Source organism: Variovorax sp. N23 (assembly GCF_025486315.1).
Lineage (GTDB): Bacteria > Pseudomonadota > Gammaproteobacteria > Burkholderiales > Burkholderiaceae_C > Variovorax.
On the sequence record NZ_JAOOPY010000002.1, the window covers coordinates 406,381 to 425,224 of the forward strand.

General features: G+C 57.1%; 10 protein-coding genes. 9 read left to right on the forward strand and 1 reads right to left on the reverse strand.

Features of this window, described 5'->3' with window-relative positions; genetic code table 11:
• The first annotated feature begins 26 nt into the window (after window positions 1-26).
• The 9 genes from N8A90_RS04875 (at window position 27) to N8A90_RS04915 (ending at window position 17,598) form a co-directional block, all read left to right on the forward strand.
• The gene (locus N8A90_RS04875; RefSeq protein WP_262073518.1) at window positions 27-2,900 is read left to right on the forward strand and encodes an SNF2-related protein; all 2,874 of its coding nucleotides are present in this window, start codon (window positions 27-29) and stop codon (window positions 2,898-2,900) included.
• The gene (locus tag N8A90_RS04880) at window positions 2,900-5,986 is read left to right on the forward strand and encodes a TrlF family AAA-like ATPase (protein WP_410087636.1); all 3,087 of its coding nucleotides are present in this window, start codon (window positions 2,900-2,902) and stop codon (window positions 5,984-5,986) included. Before N8A90_RS04875 ends, N8A90_RS04880 begins: the two co-directional genes overlap by 1 nt.
• Before the next feature lie 125 nt (window positions 5,987-6,111).
• Window positions 6,112-7,893 carry an AIPR family protein gene (locus N8A90_RS04885; RefSeq protein WP_262073520.1) on the forward strand — a complete coding sequence of 594 codons (1,782 nt, stop codon included), beginning with the start codon at window positions 6,112-6,114 and terminating at the stop codon, window positions 7,891-7,893.
• Window positions 7,893-9,893, forward strand: coding sequence for an ATP-binding protein (locus N8A90_RS04890; RefSeq protein WP_262073521.1), 2,001 nt, complete (start codon window positions 7,893-7,895; stop codon window positions 9,891-9,893). The genes N8A90_RS04885 and N8A90_RS04890 overlap by 1 nt, the downstream gene beginning before the upstream one ends.
• A gap of 13 nt (window positions 9,894-9,906) precedes the next feature.
• Window positions 9,907-11,619 (forward strand): site-specific DNA-methyltransferase, encoded by a 1,713-nt coding sequence (locus N8A90_RS04895; protein ID WP_262073522.1) that lies wholly within the window; start codon window positions 9,907-9,909, stop codon window positions 11,617-11,619.
• Window positions 11,616-14,348 carry a DEAD/DEAH box helicase gene (locus tag N8A90_RS04900; protein WP_262073523.1) on the forward strand — a complete coding sequence of 911 codons (2,733 nt, stop codon included), beginning with the start codon at window positions 11,616-11,618 and terminating at the stop codon, window positions 14,346-14,348. The genes N8A90_RS04895 and N8A90_RS04900 overlap by 4 nt, the downstream gene beginning before the upstream one ends.
• Before the next feature lie 11 nt (window positions 14,349-14,359).
• A complete protein-coding gene (locus N8A90_RS04905; protein WP_262073524.1) occupies window positions 14,360-15,250 on the forward strand; it encodes a GIY-YIG nuclease family protein in 891 nt (296 codons plus the stop codon).
• A gap of 525 nt (window positions 15,251-15,775) precedes the next feature.
• On the forward strand, window positions 15,776-16,222 hold the full coding sequence (locus tag N8A90_RS04910) for a plasmid mobilization protein (protein WP_262073525.1): 447 nt from the start codon (window positions 15,776-15,778) through the stop codon (window positions 16,220-16,222).
• Window positions 16,219-17,598, forward strand: a complete 1,380-nt coding sequence (locus tag N8A90_RS04915) for a relaxase/mobilization nuclease domain-containing protein (protein ID WP_262073526.1) — start codon at window positions 16,219-16,221, stop codon at window positions 17,596-17,598. The genes N8A90_RS04910 and N8A90_RS04915 overlap by 4 nt, the downstream gene beginning before the upstream one ends.
• Window positions 17,599-17,707: 109 nt before the next feature.
• Here the strand turns inward: N8A90_RS04915 and N8A90_RS04920 are convergent, their stop codons facing one another.
• The gene (locus N8A90_RS04920; protein ID WP_262073527.1) at window positions 17,708-18,658 is read right to left on the reverse strand and encodes an endonuclease domain-containing protein; all 951 of its coding nucleotides are present in this window, start codon (window positions 18,656-18,658) and stop codon (window positions 17,708-17,710) included.
• Between the last annotated feature and the right edge of the window lie 186 nt (window positions 18,659-18,844).

Sequence of the window (18,844 nt, forward strand, 5' to 3'; positions counted from 1 at the left end):
GGTCAGGTACACAGGGAGGATGGCCGTTGATAACTCAGCAGCTTTTGACGCAGCATCAAAGCCAGTACTACGCATGGCTTTTGACGCGGCGCGCGGCAGGCGACTCAGTGGAGTCGCTCGCATCCACTCTTGTGGACTCGCAGGTTGACCTTAACCCCCACCAAGTCGAGGCGGCGCTCTTCGCCTGTAGCAATCCACTCTCGCGCGGCGTCATCTTGGCGGACGAGGTCGGGCTCGGAAAGACCATTGAGGCCGGTCTAGTCGTCTCGCAGCGTTGGGCCGAGCGCCGCCGCCGCATCCTGATCATCGTGCCCGCCAACCTGCGCAAGCAATGGCACCAGGAACTGCAAGAAAAGTTCAATCTACAGGGCGTGCTCCTGGAGGCCAAGAGCTACAACACGATCCGCAAGCAGGGCCGCCAGAATCCGTTTCAAGGGGCAACTGGCCCCGTCATCTGCTCCTACCAGTTCGCAAAATCAAAAGCAGCGGACATCAAGGCTGTCGACTGGGACTTGGCCGTGCTCGACGAGGCGCATCGAATGCGCAATGTCTACAAGACCAGCAACGTGATCGCCAAAACGCTGAAGGAAGCGCTAGCCCACGTCCACTCCAAAGTTCTGCTTACCGCGACCCCGCTGCAAAACTCGCTGTTGGAGCTTTACGGCTTGGTCAGCATGATCGACGACCGCGTCTTTGGTGATATCGACAGCTTCCGCTCGCAATTCACGGCGCAGCCTAAAGAACAAGCATTCGCAGCCCTGCGAGCCCGCCTCGCCACAGTTTGTAAACGCACGCTGCGTCGCCAGGTTCAGCAGTACGTGCCGTACACGGCACGCAGGGCGATCGTGGAAGAATTTACCCCCTCGACTGAGGAAAGAGAGCTGTCAGGTCTTGTCGCCGACTACCTCCGCAGACCAAATCTCAAGGCGCTGCCAGAAGGCCAACGGCAACTGATCTCGTTGGTGCTGTGGAAGCTGCTTGCCTCATCGACCCACGCCATCGCGGGCGCATTGGAGACCATGGCCAAGCGGCTTCAGGGTGAACTTGACGAGTCATCCGACATCCCCGACCTGGCGGAGGTGCTGGATGAGGACTATGAATCGCTAGACGAAACCGCTGACGAGTGGGAAGGGCAAGAGGCCAGCGTCGCGTCGTCAGCCGCCAGCCAACGCGATGCAATCACCCAGGAAATCGCTGAACTGAGGCACTTCAAGGCACTGGCGACCAACATTCGTGAGAACGCAAAGGGCACCGCACTCCTGACCGCTTTGGACAAGGCATTCGCTGAGCTGGGGCGGCTCGGTGCAGCGAAGAAGGCCATCATCTTCACTGAGTCCAAGCGCACGCAGGAATACTTGCTTTCTCTCCTGGCGGCCACGCCCTACGGTGAAGGCATCGTCTTGTTCAACGGCACCAACAGCGATGCTCGGGCCCGAGCCGTCTACGAGGATTGGATCAAGCGCCATGCCGGGACGGATCGCATTACTGGGTCCAAGACCGCTGACACCCGAGCCGCACTGGTCGAGCACTTCAAAGAGCGCGGCACAGTGATGATTGCGACCGAGGCGGGTGCCGAAGGCATCAACCTGCAGTTCTGCTCGCTGGTCATCAATTACGACCTGCCATGGAACCCGCAGCGTATCGAGCAGCGGATCGGACGCTGCCACCGCTATGGTCAACAGTTCGACGTGGTAGTAGTCAACTTCGTAGACCGCAGCAACGAAGCTGATGCCAGGGTCTACGAACTCCTAGATCAAAAATTCCAATTGTTTGAAGGCGTATTTGGTGCAAGCGACGAGGTGCTTGGGGCCATCGGCTCCGGCGTGGATTTTGAGCGTCGCATCGCAGACATCTACCAGAACTGCCGCGACCACGAGGCAATCAAAACCAGCTTCGAGCAGTTGCAAAGAGATCTGTCTGGCGAGATCAGCGAGGCCATGGTCAAGACGCGGCAAATCCTTCTGGAGAACTTCGACGAGGAGGTCCAGGACAAACTGCGAGTTAGAGCAGTAGACAGTCGCGCGGCGCGTAGCAAGTACGAACGCATGCTGCTCGAACTGACGCGGGCCGAGTTGGCTGACTGCGCACTGTTCGACGACGACGGCTTTGTCCTTCAGCGCCTGCCTTCCGCCACCTTGTATGAGGTTGACCTGGGCCGCTATGAGCTACCTCGCCGGTCTGGCGACACGCACCTCTATCGGATCGGCCATCCGCTAGCTGAGTGGGTGGCTAAGCAGGCCAAGAGCTATGAGCTTTCAGGTACACGGCTCGTCTTTGACTACAAGGCCTACGGCACCCAGATCAGCACGCTCAAACCGTATCGAGGCAAGAGCGGCTGGCTGACCTTGAAGCTTGTGTCGGTTGAAGCCCTTGGGAACCAAGAGCAGCGCCTAGTGGTGGCGGCCATCACGTCAGACGGCCAAGTCCTGGCAGAGGACGACCCTGAAAAGCTGCTGCGGTTGCCGGCGCGGGCGCAGCCTGCCGAGCAGGGGAGCGTCGATGTTTCCCCGCTCAGTGAGGACGTGGCGACACGGAAATCCGCCGTGCTGCGGGAGATCAACCAACGCAACCTGGGCTACTTTGAGCAGGAAGTCCAGAAGCTCGACGCGTGGGCTGATGACTTGAAGCTGGGCATTGAGCAGGAAATCAAGGAGATCGACCGCCAGATCAAGGAAGTGCGCCGCACGGCAGCCAGTGCCCCCACGCTGGAAGAAAAACTCTCTTGGCAAAAACAGCAGCGCGAACTGGAAACCAAGCGGGGGAAACTGCGGCGTGAACTCTTCGCCCGGCAGGATGACGTCGAGTCCCAGCGTGACGATTTAATCAGTCAATTGGAAGTGCAACTTCAGCAGCGGGTCGAGGAACGCACCCTATTTACGGTTGAATGGGAGATGAATTGATGACTACTAAGAGAGAGATTTCGCGTGGAGCAGTCTGGAACCAGTGGGATCTGCATATTCATACACCTGCATCCTTCCACTGGGCCGGCCAAAGATTCGAGGGCGATATGTCGTCGCCTGAGAATCGTGCATTGATAGATCAAATGATTGAGGCCCTGAATGCAGCCGAACCTGCAGTCTTCGCTATCATGGACTATTGGACATTTGACGGATGGTTGGCTCTAAAACAACGACTCACGGAAAAGGATGCTCCTGTACTTACTAAGACAGTCTTCCCCGGTATCGAACTGCGTCTGTCCGCTCCTACGAGCAAGCGGCTGAACGCGCATGTCGTCTTCTCGGATACGACACCTGATCATCATTTGAAAGAGTTCCTTACTGATCTGAAGCTCGAACGTACGGATAGATCGATCTCCAAGGAGGCACTGATTGATTTGGCTAGGTCTACTGCCACCGACATGCTCATCAAGAAGGGACACAAGAAGGCAGTCGTGGATAGTGATGCCTCTGATGCGCTCTTGGCTGGTTATAAACTGGCCGAAGTAAAAGCTGAAAGCTATAAATCTGCTATCGCCAAGGTTCCGAACGGATTGGCAGTTGGCTTCATGCCGTTCGACACGAGTGACGGCCTGACGGAAGTGAAGTGGGAAGAACACTACGCCTACTTCCTCGGCCTACTAGAATCTTCTCCAATCTTTGAGTCAAGGAATGCCGATCTACGAACAGCATTTCTGTGCGAGGAAACGTCGAAGAACAAGAGTTGGATTGGCAACTTCAAACATGGTCTCAAGAACATCCCCAGGCTAGTCGTTTCCGGCAGTGACGCGCACTGCTTCGTCGGTGTGACCGGCGATAACGACCGCCGCGGGTACGGGGATTTTCCATCAGGAAAAAGGACCTGGATCAAGGCTGACTTTACTTTCCAAGGACTGAAGCAGGCAATTCTGGAGCCAGCGAAGCGATCATTTATTGGCGAAAAGCCGCCGAAACTTCACGCGGTGGAGGCGAGCAAGACCCACTTCATCGAGTCGATCGAAGTCGCTAAGACCGGCACCAAAGCTGGCATCGGCAACTGGCTGGACGGCTGCGATCTGCCGCTCAATCCTGACCTTGTAGCCATCATTGGCAACAAAGGCAGTGGAAAGAGCGCCTTAGCCGATGTCATCGCAACCCTCGGACACTCACGCCAGGCAAAGCACTTCAGCTTTCTTAAGCGTGACCGCTTTCTGGGCAAGAGCGGGGATCCCGCTCGTCATTTCACAGGCACGCTGACTTGGCGCGACGAAAGTACCGAGGCCCGAACGCTAGAGATTCTTCCAACAGATGAAAAGCAAGAACTAGTCCGCTACATCCCTCAGAACTACTTCGAGGAGCTTTGTAACGACCACGTCTCTGGCAAGTCAGACGCCTTTGAGAAGGAACTGCGGGCGGTCATCTTCTCGCACACCAGCGAGGAGATGCGTCTCGGCGCTCTCGACTTCGATCAGCTCACTGAGCAGCAGGAACAAGCGCTGAGAAACCGACTTGGGGAGTACCGCAAGGAACTGAAGACCCTCAATTCTTCCATCGCACGGATTGAAGATCAGCTGCAGCCGATTGAGGAAAAGAAGCTGACGGACCAGTTGCTGGTCAAGACGCGCGAGATCGAGGAGCACCAGAAGATCAAGCCGGCGGAGGTGCCCCCTCCGCCGGAAACGATGGAGCCCGAGCAGAAGCAGGCTGCAGAGGCGCTTGCAGCTTCGGCACAGAAGATCGAAACCGCTACCAAGCGCACGCAGCAGATTCAGACAGAGGTCACGGCGATCGCCAAACAGCAGAAGGCTCTTGTCAATGCGAAAGAACAGCTGAGACTGCTGCAACGTTCCTTCGACCAAACCAAGCAGCTCATCGCGGAAGACCTCATCCTCGCGGGATTGAACTGGGCCGATGTCGCGAAGCTGGACATCAAGACCAACTTGCTAGATGAGCGGGAGTCAGCCCTCGCTGAGAAACAGACGACGCTGCAGACCGAAGCCAGCACCTTGGCTGACGCCACCGTGATCCTCGAGGAAGAGAAGAAAACACACGCAATCAAGCTCAACGCCCGTCAGCAGCACTTTGAAACCTACCAACGCCAGCTCGCTGAGTGGGCCAAGAAGCTGGATACCCTGAACGGCACGCCGACGGATCCCGACACCAAGGTCGGTCTTGAGACCAGATTGGCCCAAATCAAGCAACTGCCTGCCAAACGTGCGGAGCTGCAGGAGGCACGAATGAGGCTGACCGCCGAGATTTTCGAGTCCTTGGACGCGCAGCGGAAGGCTCGGGAGGACCTGTTCAAGCCGGTACAAAATCTGATCAAGGCGAACGACCTGATCCGAGAAGACTACCGTCTGCAGTTTCAGGCAACCCTAGCGGCCTCAGCCGAGACGATCGCAGAACTGCTGTTCGCGATGATCAAGCAGACCTCAGGCACACTGCGCGGGCAAGATGAAGCGCTGTTGACGGTCAAAAAACTCTTTGACGGCCACGACCTGAATACAAAGGATGGCGCCCTAGCGTTCTCCAAGGCCTTGCACGAAACCGTCGAACAGGCAGCCAAGGCATCAGGCACGGAGGTCGGCATTGCAAACCTCCTAAAGAAGGAGCAGGTGGCCGTTTCGGTCTACGACTTGATTTTTGGGCTCGAGTTTCTTGAGCCACGGTATTCGCTTCTGTTCCAGGACACGCAGATTGAGCAGCTATCTCCTGGCCAGCGAGGCGCACTCCTATTGATCTTCTATCTGCTGGTGGATAACGGCAAGACGCCCATCATCTTGGACCAACCGGAAGAAAATCTGGACAACGAAACAGTGTTCCGCCTCTTGGTTCCAGTCCTATCCGAGGCCAAAAAGAAGCGCCAGATCATTATGGTCACTCATAACCCGAACCTGGCAGTCGTCTGTGATGCAGAGCAGATTATCCACGCATCCTTTGACCGGGCGTCAAACTGCAGCATCAACTACGTTTCTGGCTCATTGGAGAACCCGATGCTGAACAGCGCGGTTGTGACCGTACTGGAAGGCACCAAGCCAGCATTCAACAATCGCTCTGGGAAATATCATTGACATGCCGTTCTTTGAGCCTACCTATATTTCCATGTTGAGTACTGGTAGCGAGGGTGCGCATTGCGTCTTCGCCCACTCGCTCGATGCAAGCGAGCAAGTAGATGAGCCGCACTTTTCAACGTTGAGTGAGCATTGACTTGATGGCAACAGTGCCAACTCGCCCGCTTGAACTTGACCTGCTGTGCCAGAAGCTGGACGCCGACTACGCAGCACTCATCACCGGAACGGGCACAAGCCTGGAGTCTCGACGCAGCAACTTCCTGTCCAAGGCCATTGCAGCGTTCGTATTGCATGAGGCCGCAGGTGCGAGCCTGGGAGAGTCCGTCGCAGCGAGCATCGATGGCGGCTTGGATCACGGCATTGATTCGGTGTTCGTGGCCAATGATCAGACGATCTGGCTCGTTCAATCGAAGCACAAGGAGTCCGGTTCCGGCGAGCCTGAGCTTGGTGACGTGTCCAAATTCCGCGACGGCGTGACCGATCTCATCCGAGGTCGCTGGGAACGCTTTAACAGCGCGCTCCAAACACGCCGTGCTGCAATCACTGATGCCCTGAATAGCGGAATCTGCAAGGTCAAGGTCGTCCTCGCTTACTCCGGGACGGCTGTATCCGATGATCGGCGGGACATCTTTTCCGACATGGAGCGTGCGTTCAATGGTACGAATCCCGGTTTTCTGCGCTGCCATGCCTATGGGCTCACCACCCTTCACGACCTCCACTTGGACGGCATCTCTGCCCAAGCCATTGAGGCTGACATCGAGCTGAAGGACTTCGGGCACACCCAGGAACCCTACAGGGCGTTCTACGGTCGCATGGACGCTAAGCGGCTTGCAGAGTTGTGGGTCGAACACGAAGACCGCTTGGTTGACCGCAACATCCGGCGCTTCAAGGGAACCACGACCGTCAACACTGGTTTGACGGAAACCTTGCAGCAGGAGGCGCAGCACTTCTTCTACTTCAACAACGGTGTCACTTTTCTCTGCGAGGCGATCAATGAACAGCATCCCCGCGATCCTCATCGGGAATCAGGACGATTTCGTGTTCGAGGGTTGTCCATCATCAACGGCGCTCAAACCGTTGGTGCCATAGCCAAAGAGCCCATCGCTTACTACGACGCCAATCCGGCCATGGTCATGGCGACCTTCGTGTGCCTGGACAACGCGCCCGACGGTTTCGGCGACCGTGTGACTCAATCCCGCAACCGGCAGAACGCAGTGGACCTGGAAGACTTCGCCGCGCTGGATGAGCGGCAGGCCATGTGGCAGCAGACCCTGCGGATGGCAGGCATCGAATACATCGTCAAGCATGGTCAGGATGACCCTCCGCCTTCGCCGACCACATTCAGTGCCAGAGAGCTGGCGCCGTACCTGGCTTGCACGGTCACCACGAGCGATTGGCAGGACTACCTCGTCGCGGCCAAGTCCGACAAGAAGAAGCTCTTCGGTCGGGAAGGGCTTGTGCCTGCAACCGATCCGTTACGCCAGTCCTACGAGCGCCTGTTTGCCGACTCGCTGACGTCCAAACAAATGTGGCGTATCGCCCAGGTCGGTCGCACGGTCGTTGGCAAGGTTCGGGATCGCGCAAGTGCGGAAGCCGACCCTATCGGGTTGCCACATGGCACGCTGCCCGCCAAAGAAATTCTCAGCCAAGGCGCGTGGATGATTCTGCATGTTGTGTTCATCAGGCTGCCGCTGCACAACGGCCCTGAGCTGAACCTCACCGCAGATCAGTTGACGGCGCTGTCTCGCGAGATTGATCTGGTAGCAGATCGCTTGGTCACCGTCGTTCAGGCCGTTCAATGGAACAAGCAGGCGCGCAGCGTCTTTGAAAACAAAACGGACTGTCGATCCGTGAAAGGCCGCTTGATGGCGGCCTTGGCGCAACAAAACCAGGGAGGAGATCAATAGTGCAAGCGAACATCAAAGGTCTGGTGGACCGGCTGGAGCTTTCTCAGGCCAAGGCCATGATGCCTCTCTACGAGGCCATCTCCAACGCCGTCGATGCCATCGAAGAGCACCAAGACGGCTTCAGCGATCATACGATTCGCATCCGGTTGGTTGCCTCGAACGACCTTGCCCATCAGGGTGGAGACGGGACGCTGATCGTAGACGGCTTCGATGTGATCGACGATGGCGTTGGCTTCGACGACAAGAATCTGGCGTCCTTCAAGGAGGCTCACACCCTGTCGAAGGTGAAGCTGGGTGGTCGGGGTGTGGGCCGCTTCACCTTCCTAAAGGTCTTTTCGTCCGTCCGCATCCGCAGCGTCTTCAAGCGCGAGGATCAAGCCTTGTTGCGGGAGTTCGACTTCAGCATCGAAGATGAACTGAAGGGAGCAGACGTCACGTCCGAGATCGCGGAGTCATCTGGCACGCAGACCTCTCTGCGCGGCATGGACGAGAAGTTCCGAGCTGGGTGGCCTACCCAGCCGGAGACCATCGCCGAGCGCGTCATCGCGCACTTCCTGATTCGGTTCGCGGCTCGCTCCTGCCCGCCCATGACGTTGGAGTCGCCGGGGCATGCGCCGATTGACCTGCACGCCCTGTTTCAATCCACCGTGCTGGCACACATCGAAGAGCAATTCTTCGATGTCTCCGGCCACACTTTCGCCTTGCAGGCTTATCGCCACCGCGATGGCCGCTCGCGCCATGAGCTGAACTTGTGCGCCAACGGGCGTGAAGTCACCACCACCAAGCTGCGAGACCTGTTGCCAGAACTCCCTGAGAAGTTTCTGGATGACGAGCAGGCACCGTACACCCTGATCGTGTTGGTCACAGGGGAGTACCTGGATGACCACGCCAACCAGGAACGGACGCGCATCGCCTTCCAAAGTGACGAAGAGCCCGAACTGGAGCAGACGCTTGTTTCTCGCCGAGCGTTGAACCAAGGCATTGCCGGTGCATTGCGTCCACTTCTCACAAGTGACTTGATGTCCACGAACGAGGAAAAGCGCGCCCAGATTGAGAAGTTCGTGGAGCAAGCCCCGGAGTACAGAGCGCTCACCCATCCTCGCTACAAAGAGGTGATCGAGCAGATGATTCAGCCCGGCCTGTCACAAGACAAGCTTGATGAGGCGTTGCTCCACGTAAAGCGAATCGTCGAGGATGACGTTCGCAAAGAGGCCAAACACGTCGCCGCGTTGTTTGAGACTGAGACGTTCGAGCAGTACCAAGAGAAATTCAAGGAAATTGCCGAGAAGGCCAACGAGATCGGTAAGGCACAGCTCGCTGCATACATCGCGCACCGTCGCACGATTCTCGACCTGGTGAACAACAGCCTCAAGAAGAAGCGCACCGACGACAAGTACCCGCTCGAAAGGGTCTTGCACAAAATGATCTTCCCCATGGGTACAACCTCGAAGGATATCTTCTTCGAGCAGCAGAACCTTTGGGTCATTGACGAGCGGCTGTGCTATCACACGCTGCTCACCTCCGACAAGAAGCTGAAGAGCGTCGCCGGGCTCGGCGACACCTCGGGTCGCGAGCCAGACATCTTTGCCTTCTTCTACGACACGCCCATCGGTGTCGCCGAGGCCGACAACCTGCCTGGCGGAGGTGTAGTCATCATCGAATTCAAGCGACCCGGCCGAGACAATTACGACAAAGACCCTGCCGACCAGATCATCCAACGGTTTCGAGAAATCGCAGAGGGCGGAGTCACAGATGTTGACGGCCGTCAGATCAACCCGACGAATCTGCGGTACACCGGCTATCTCATTGCCGACCTAATGCCATCTTTGCATCGGCAAGTATTCGGCCGCTACCACCGCACTGCCGATAACGAGGGGTACTTTTCCCCCTTGGCGACCGGCAACGGATATATAGAAATCCTCTCCTATGACAAACTTATCAAGGATGCCAATCGTCGTAACCGCATCCTGTTTGACAAGCTTGGTCTGCACAAGAACTAAGGTGGCATGACTCATGAGTAAACAAAAACTAGAACTTACTTGGGTGGGGAAGGAAAAGCGCCCCAAGCTGGAACCGCGCATCCTGCAAGAAGTCCCAGCAAAGTCCTATCACGCCAAACACCGCGTTTCGGACGACGACAGCTTTGACAACCGACTGATTTTCGGTGACAACCTGCTGGCATTGAAGGCGCTGGAGCAGGAGTTTTCTGGCCAAGTTAAGTGCGTATTTATTGACCCGCCTTACAACACCGGTAGCGCTTTCAAACAATATGACGACGGTGTGGAGCATTCAGTTTGGCTCGGTTTGATGCGAGATCGTCTGGAGATTATCAAACGGCTGCTCACTGAAGATGGTTCGCTTTGGATCACCATTGACGACAACGAGGCGCATTATTTAAAGATTTTGTGCGATGAAGTGTTTGGTCGCGGTTGTTTCGTCACAGCGTTTATATGGAAAAAGGTTGATAGCCCGAACGATAACAAGGTGCCGATAACCCCGGATCACGAATACGTTCTTTGCTTCACAAAGACACCCGGTGCTCGCCCGTTCAGGCAGAAGTTTGACGACTCGATATTGGCCGCATACCGTAAGCCGGATGGGGAATCCGATAGGCCTTACCGTGACCGACTTTTGAAGAAGAATGGAAAAAATAGCCTCCGCTCTGATCGTCCGTCGATGTTTTTTTCCTTGACCGATCCCGATGGCGCGGAAGTATGGCCCATTCATGACGACGGCAGGGAGGCCTGCTGGGCGCTGGGCAAGAAGGCTGTCGATGAATTGATTCTCAAGAAGGAGCTTATCTGGAAGAAGCGGGAGAGTGGGTGGATTCCATACACACGGGAGTACGCGCCTGACAGCCCGTCGCGACCCTATCCGACAATATGGAATGATCTCGACACAACGCGACAAACGAAGGCACATCAAAAGACGCTATTCGGTGAAAACGTTTTCGCAACCCCTAAACCTGAAGACATGCTCAAGCGGGTTCTGGATATGGCTACCAGTCCCGGCGATATTGTTCTCGACTCTTTCGCGGGGTCAGGAACGACGGGTGCTGTGGCTCAAAAGATGGGCCGACGTTGGATCATGGTCGAGCTTGGCGAGCATTGCCACACCCACGTCATTCCGCGTCTGAAAAAAGTCATCGACGGAGATGACAAGGGCGGCATCACCGAAATTGCTAACTGGCAAGGCGGCGGTGGCTTCCGCTACTACAAGCTCGCGCCCAGCCTCATCGTCACTGACCGCTGGGGAAATCCGGTCGTCAACCCGGAGTACAACGCTGCGCAATTGGCCGAAGCACTTGCTAAGTTGGAGGGCTTTTCCTACGCACCTTCCGAGGTGCAATGGTGGCAGCACGGCCATTCGAGCGAACGAGACTTCATCTACGTCACTACTCAAAACTTGTCTGCTGAGCAATTGCAGGCACTGTCAGATGAAGTGGGCGGCGAACAGAGCCTGCTCGTCTGCTGCGCAGCATTCCACGGCATCACAGCATCGAAGGCTTCCGAGCGCTGGCCGAATCTGACCCTGAAGAAGATTCCGAAGATGGTGCTGGCCCGCTGTGAATGGGGCCATGACGACTACAGCCTGAACGTAGCCAATCTGCCCATGGCGCAGGCCGAAGAGCCCGCGTCCATTGCTAGAGCCGTAGCACCCAAAACAAAAAAACCCGCCGCCGCGAGCACCGGGCAAGGCGGGCTGTTTAGGGAGGCCGAAGAATGAATGCACGCGTCCAGAACGCCGTTACCGGCCGCCTGTCTCTGCGTCCGCCGCAGGCGGAGTCCTTGGCAAAGCTTGTGCGCGCTCTCGAAGCCGCGCCGAGCATGCTCGGCCATGGCCAAGACGTACCCGCCATCCTCGCCACCTTGAAAGCTGAGTTCCCGACGCTGGAGGACTTTGAACGCGAGTTCCCCTCGCTGTGCTTTTCGCTAGCGACAGGCGTCGGCAAGACGCGTCTGATGGGCGCGTTCATCGCGTACCTGCACCTGGCGCATGGCATCAATAACTTCTTCGTGCTGGCACCGAACCTGACGATCTACAACAAGCTGATTGCCGACTTCACGCGCAACACGCCCAAGTACGTCTTCAAGGGGGTCGCCGAATTTGCCCAGCAACCGCCCTTGATCATCACAGGCGACAACTATGACCAGACGGGCACTGTGGTTCAAGACCAGACCATGGGCTTTGCGCATGACGTGCGCATCAACATCTTCAACATCTCCAAGATCAACTCCGAGGTTCGCGGTGGCAAAGAGCCTCGTATCAAGCGGATGAAGGAGGTGCTGGGGGACAGCTACTTCAACCACCTGGCCGGCTTGGACGATCTCGTGCTGCTGATGGACGAGTCGCACCGCTACCGCGCCAGTGCTGGGGTACGCTCCATCAATGAGCTGAAGCCGCTGTTTGGCCTTGAGGTGACGGCCACGCCGTTTGTGGAATCCACGCGTGGTCCCGTGCCCTTCAAGAACGTGGTCATGGACTACCCACTGGCCCGGGCGATGGAAGACGGCTTCGTCAAAGAGCCTGCGGCTGTGACTCAGCGCAACTTCGACGCCAAGGCCCACTCGGCGGAAGAGATCGAAAAAATCAAGCTGGAGGATGGCGTCCGCCTGCACGAAACAACCAAGGTCGAGCTGCTGACTTATGCCCGAGAGAACGGCGTGAAGGTGGTCAAGCCTTTCATGCTCGTGATCGCGCGGGATACCACGCACGCCTCACAGCTCAAGACACTGATCGAGTCTTCGGCCTTCTATGAGGGGCGCTACGCGGGCAAGGTGATCCAAGTGGACTCCAGCCGCACTGGGGCCGAAGAAGAGGAGATGATCGCCAAGCTGCTTGCGGTGGAAAGCGTGGATGAGCCCACCGAGATCGTCATTCACGTCAACATGCTCAAAGAGGGCTGGGACGTGACGAACCTCTACACCATTGTGCCGCTGCGGGCGGCCAACGCGCGCACGCTGGTCGAGCAGTCCATCGGTCGCGGCCTGCGTCTTCCCTATGGCAAACGCACAGGTGTCGCGGCGGTGGACCGACTGAATATCGTGGCGCACGACAAATTCCAAGAGATCATCGATGAGGCCAACCGTGGCGACTCGCCGATACGGCTGAAGCAGGTGATCCTTGAGGCCCCGAGTGCCGATGACAAGAAGGTGAGCGTGCAGGTTGGATCGGGTGCGATGACGCGCCTTGGGCTCACCGACGCGCCGACCATTGCCACCAATCCTGCCGGTGCGGGGGCAACACCGGCCGCTACGCCTGCGCCGGTGTTTACCACGGAGCGCGAGCGCCACGCCGCGCGTGTGGTAATGGACGTGATTGGAAAGTACGAGGTCAAGCGCGACCTCGTGCCGACCAGCAATGCGTTGCTCACCCCAGAGGTGCAGTCAGCCATCCTGGCTGAAGTGACTGAGCGGCTGAAGCCGGCCCAAGGTGACTTACTGGCTGGCACGGATGATGGAGCACCTGCACTTGATTTGTCGGCAGTGGTGTCCAAGACCACCGAGATTGTGGTCCAGCAAACCATCGACATTCCGCGAATAGCGGTGGTACCCACGGGTGAGGTCACTACCGGCTTCCGACCGTTCAAGCTGGGCTCGTTGCCTAACTTCCAGCCGGGTCAAAGCGAGATCGTCGGTCAAGAGCTGCGCACGAACCATCAGTTCACGATGAGCCGGGAAGCTGGCATCAGGGAGCAGCGCTTCGAGGACTACATCGTCAAGAAGCTGATCGACTTTGACGACATCGACTACTTCACGCAGGCGGAACTGCTCTATGACTTGGCGAGCCAGGCCGTTGCCCACTACAAGGCGCAGAACTATTCCGAGAACGAACTGCACGAAGTGTTTGACACCTACGGCGCGGAGCTGGCCCGGCTGATTCGCGCCGAGATGATGGCCCACTTCTGGGAAGAGGCCACCGAGTACGAGGTGCAGGTGAGCCGAGGCTTCACGGAACTTAAGCCGTGCAACTACACGGCTGTGGCCGGGCAAACGGCACATCACTACCGTGAGACCCTGACCGAGCTGGGCAAGATCAAGCAGATGCTGTTTGGTGGTTTCTCCCGCTGCCTGTACCCGCTGCAAAAATTTGACTCGGACACCGAGCGGCGCTTTGCGGTCATCCTGGAACGCGACGCCTTGAAATGGTTCAAGCCCGCCAAGGGGCAGTTCCAGATTTATTACAAGCTTGGCAGCGAACAGCCGGAGTACATCCCTGACTTCGTGGCAGAAACAGACTCGGCCATCTTCATGGTGGAAACAAAGGCGAGAGTCGATACGAATACTCAAGAGGTTCAGGCCAAGGCTACTGCCGCTTCTCGCTGGTGCAAGCACGCTTCGGATCACGCAGCAACTGTCGGCGCCGCGCCGTGGCGGTACTTACTAGTTCCGCACGATGAGATCGCCGAATCAAAGCGGCTCACTGACTTTTTGCGCTTCCAAGTGAAGATCTGAGTGTGATACCGATGCAACCTTTTTCCATCACACTTTTCGCAACCACTGGCGATCCCGAAGGCATCCGGCACCTAGACAAGTCGAACTGGTCCGGCTACGGAGTCGTCTTCAACAGGGAGCTGTTCCATCTGTTGAAACAGGAGCCGGGCTTCTTCCAAGCCGGTATCTACATCCTCGTGGGCAATGCTGCTGAAGAGACAATTTACATTGGCGAAGCTGATCCTATCGGTGACCGCTTGAAGAATCACGTCTCAAACAAAGAGGGTTGGGTGTGGGGCGTCTACTTCTTCGATCGTAATCACAAGATCGGCAAGACGGAAGTTCAGTACCTGGAATCGGCATTGGTTGCACTGGCCAAAAAGCATGACCGGGCCATTCTTCTGAACAGGAACAACCCGACTGCGCCGACGATGGCCCCAGCAGCGAAGGCAACGGCCCAAGCATTTCTGGCTGATATGTTGTTGATTCTGCCGATGCTTGGAATCAATGCGTTCACACCGCTCAAGCAGGACGACCTTAGCGATCAGGTGCAGCCTGTCGGTTCAGAGATCGATAAGTTTGACACGATCGTTGTTCCGGCACGCGAGGAAGGGTTCAAGCAACGCTTCTTGAACGAGCACTGCTGGTTTGCCGTTCGGATCAATGTAAAGCAAATCTCGAAGCTGAAGTTCATCGCGGCCTATCAGGTAGCCCCCGTTGCCGCCATCACGCACATCGCCGAGATCGACGCTATCGTTCCGTACAACGATACGGGTAAGTACATGATCAAGTTCAAAGGGTCGGCAACTCCGATCGTCCCGATCCCTCGCCCGGAGAGCAGCGAGGTAAATATGCAGTCGTCGCGTTATGCACTGCGGGAGAAGTTGCTGGCGGCGAAGAATCTGGATCAGGTGTGGGCGTGAAATTTTCGCATCATCACCAATGCCAACAATCAGCGCAGGTCCGTTCAAGCAAGTGAGGGGAATCGCCCTATGGAAGAGTGGAGTGGATGCGGTTCGGGGGAAAAATGAGAACAGTTTCTGGTGAGGCTGAAACTGCATGGGTTCATAGGTAGGACGGTGGCGAGGCAGGACGGTAGCAGGTAATCTGCGCAGGGAAGGTTGGGGAGTGAAAGTGCGAAATCACTTGGCCAGCCTGGACAGGTTGGACTCAATTTTTCTTCTCAACAATTGAGCCGTGCCAGTCATCCTCAGATCATGCCATTGGTCGGAATCAGTTCACCGGCTCTTGTATTCCCGTCCGAATCTGCTTGAATGAAATCAGGGAGTGAGAGAAAACGAAAGAGGAAGCAAGGTCAACATTTCCGCCGAAGGCGAACATGTCCTTGATGGGGGGTTCCCCGCCCATGCCCCTGTCGTCTCCACCCCCGCTGGCGCTCCAATAGTGCGCCGGTACGGCACATAACAACAAGAAGAAAGGACGCCGCCATGAACGACAACATCATCACCACCGCTGACCATCACGAGGTCGCCGAGAACATCATCAAGCAACAGCCCGGACAAGCTGGACACGATGGACAGCAACATCTGCGCACCCGCCGCGTGGAAACCAGAGTCTCGCCCGACGAGCACGCCACCATCTGCGCCCGTGCCTTGTCGCAGGGCTTCGGCAGTGTCGCGCAGTATGTTCGCCAGCAAGCAGTCCATGGCAGTGATGCCGACTCACCGTCGAGCAGTCAGCACATCCTGTTGGCCTGCCAGGCCGAACTGAACGACATCGCGGGCCATGTGAACCAGATCGCCCGTCACCTCACCGAAGGCGAGCCGCTGGACGAGGAAATGCTGATGGTCATGATGCAGGTGTTGGACCTTGCCGAAGAAAACCTGAAGCGCATCACGAAGGAGAGCACTGCGGCAACTGCGGAGGCGGCGTGATCGTCCGCATCTTCAAATCAGGCACTTCCAATGGCGAAGCGCCGGTGAACTATCTGCTCAGCATGAAGGACCATGCCGGCCAGCCTCGCGATGTCGCGCCCGAGGTATTGGAAGGTCATCCCGCCACGACCATTTCGGTCATCAACGCCATCCAGCGCAAGCACCGTTATGTGTCCGGCGTGCTGGCATTCCGGGACGATGAGAAGCCGACCCGTGCGCAGATGTATGAGGTGATCGACTCGTTCAAGAAGGCCGTGGCGCCGGGCCTGTCTGACCGTCAGTTCAACAGCCTTTTCGTGCTGCACAGAGAGAAGGGGAACGATGAAATCCACTTCGTTGTGCCGATGGTGGAGTTTGCCAGCGGTCGCGGAAAACGCCTCAATGTGCATCCGCCCGGTGCTCGCAATCTCGCCCTGTACGAAGCCTTCACCCAGGTGACGAACCACGAGCTGGGCTATGGACAGGTTGTGCCCGATACGATGCGCGCCGCCATTTCGGTGACTGACCGGAAGCTACCCAGCAGCAAGGGCAAACGGCGCTCTACCCATCTCATTCAACAGGAAATCGTCCAGGCGGTCCAGGCCGGCCAAGTGAATAACAGGAAAGAGTTGGTGCAGTGGTTGGATGACGCACTCGGCGTGACGGTCACACGGCAAGGACAGGACTACCTCTCGGTCAAGATGCCCGGCGCGACGAAGGCGATGCGGCTTCGCGGCCCGTTGTTTGAAGCCGGCACCGACTACCGTTCCTTGAATCCGCCAAAGAGCGGGAAGCCCGGCACCGTCATGCTGACCGTGCCCGAATATCAAAAAGCCCTGGCCAGCCTGGACACCCTGGTCAGCGAGAGGCGAGCCTTCAACATCAAGGCTTACCTGACCCCTCGCACGTTCCCAAGAACCCAAGGCGCCGGCAGCGCCTCAGCAACGCTGAAACCTGCCAACTTCACAAGAGCAACAACAAAGGAGAAACCCATGCCCATCAAGAAGACACCCCACACCGAACGCATCGTGGAAGACGCGATGACCACCGCCAAGCAGGCAGACGACGAACATGTCAAGAAGCCGGTGATCGCGAGCACCGAACAGGCGACCCAGCGCATGAAGGCCATGCGCGACAGTGGAACGACGGTCTCCACACCGAAGCCGTCCACGGCGATGGACACGATCAACAGCATTCAGGCAGCCATCGGTGCCTTGCAGCAGTCCATCAATGCCGCCGTAGCCGACATGGCGAATGCGACGACACCGGACGAAGCGAAGAAGGCTCAACAGCGATTGATGGCACTCATGGAACAGATGGCGCGGCTGGAGCAGCAGTTGCAGGATGCGAAGGTAAGGCAGATCAACGAGGCGCCGGTGATGAAGCTGAAGGTGTGATACGACAGGGGCTCAGCATTCGTCCACTGGGAACGCTGCGAGCGGACGGGGCTGCCGCTGGGTGTTTGTCCACGGTGGACAGATCACCTGAACATCGCCGGGCAGCGTCTCACATTTCGTGGGGCCGCAGTCCCATGGAGGACGCGATCGGGTACCAAATATCTTGCCACCGAACATAGGCCAAATCAGTACCGGCGAACGCAGTTTCGTGATTGCCCTTGCGTAGCAGTTTCCCATTCGGGAGCTGCTTGCGGGACTGCACACCGATCGTGCCTTTAGTTAGTTCCTTCGGGAGAACTGAGCGCAGCGGAGTCACATAAACGGGATCATCTGCCACAAGGTAGTACTCGTCGAACAGGTGAGAAAAGCTCTGAAGATGCTCGCCAAGGTCCAGTGAGTAGATCAATCCGGGCATTACGTTCAATCGCACCTCACCCTTCTCGTATTCCTTGACATAACCATCCAGTGCTTCCAACTCGCTCAAATCTTCGGGCGAACAGAAGATGAAGGCCGCAATGAACGACTTCTCGTGCAGCCATTGAACGGCGTGCGGAATGAATTCATCCAAAGGTGTAAGTACCAGAGCCCTGCCAGGATGTAAGTCCCGGTAGAAATGGTGCGCGCTTAACATCTCGCGTCTTAGGAACGGGTAGTCGATGTACAGCACCCGATGCTTCAACGGGCTTCGCTGTATTCGTTCTCTGTAGATGGTGCGAACTTCGGAGACGCATTGTTGGGCATCCCTATGAATTTCCCGTCCTGTGAATCTTATAACTGTGTATCCGGCCCGGGAGAGATATCGTTGACGAACCGCATCTTTCTCCAGTTGGTCTCTGGTCGAGTGATACTCATGTCCATCAAGTTCGACGACCAGTCGCGCATCCTTGAACAAGAAATCCACCCTGTACCGACTGTGTTTCTCCGGATCGCCAAACCAGTGCTCTGCTTGGATTGCATCCGCCAAGTCCTCAAGATTTTTTGCGAACACTTCCTCAATGTGGGACGGCCCTCGGTCTCGGTACCAGGACGGTGGCTCTTTTGGTTGGCCGGGGTACTTCATATGCGTACGTTAATTTGAAGGTGAGCGGGCGGCGAAGCTGTGCGTCCGACTGGGAGCCAAACGCTACAACCGCCGCTTGCCTTGATGCTGCAATCAAGACGTCGGCTTCCTGAATAGCAATGACGCGATGAGTCGACGTTGGTGCGAGCAGACGATGAATAGCCTACTGCTTCAAGCCGGTTCTCG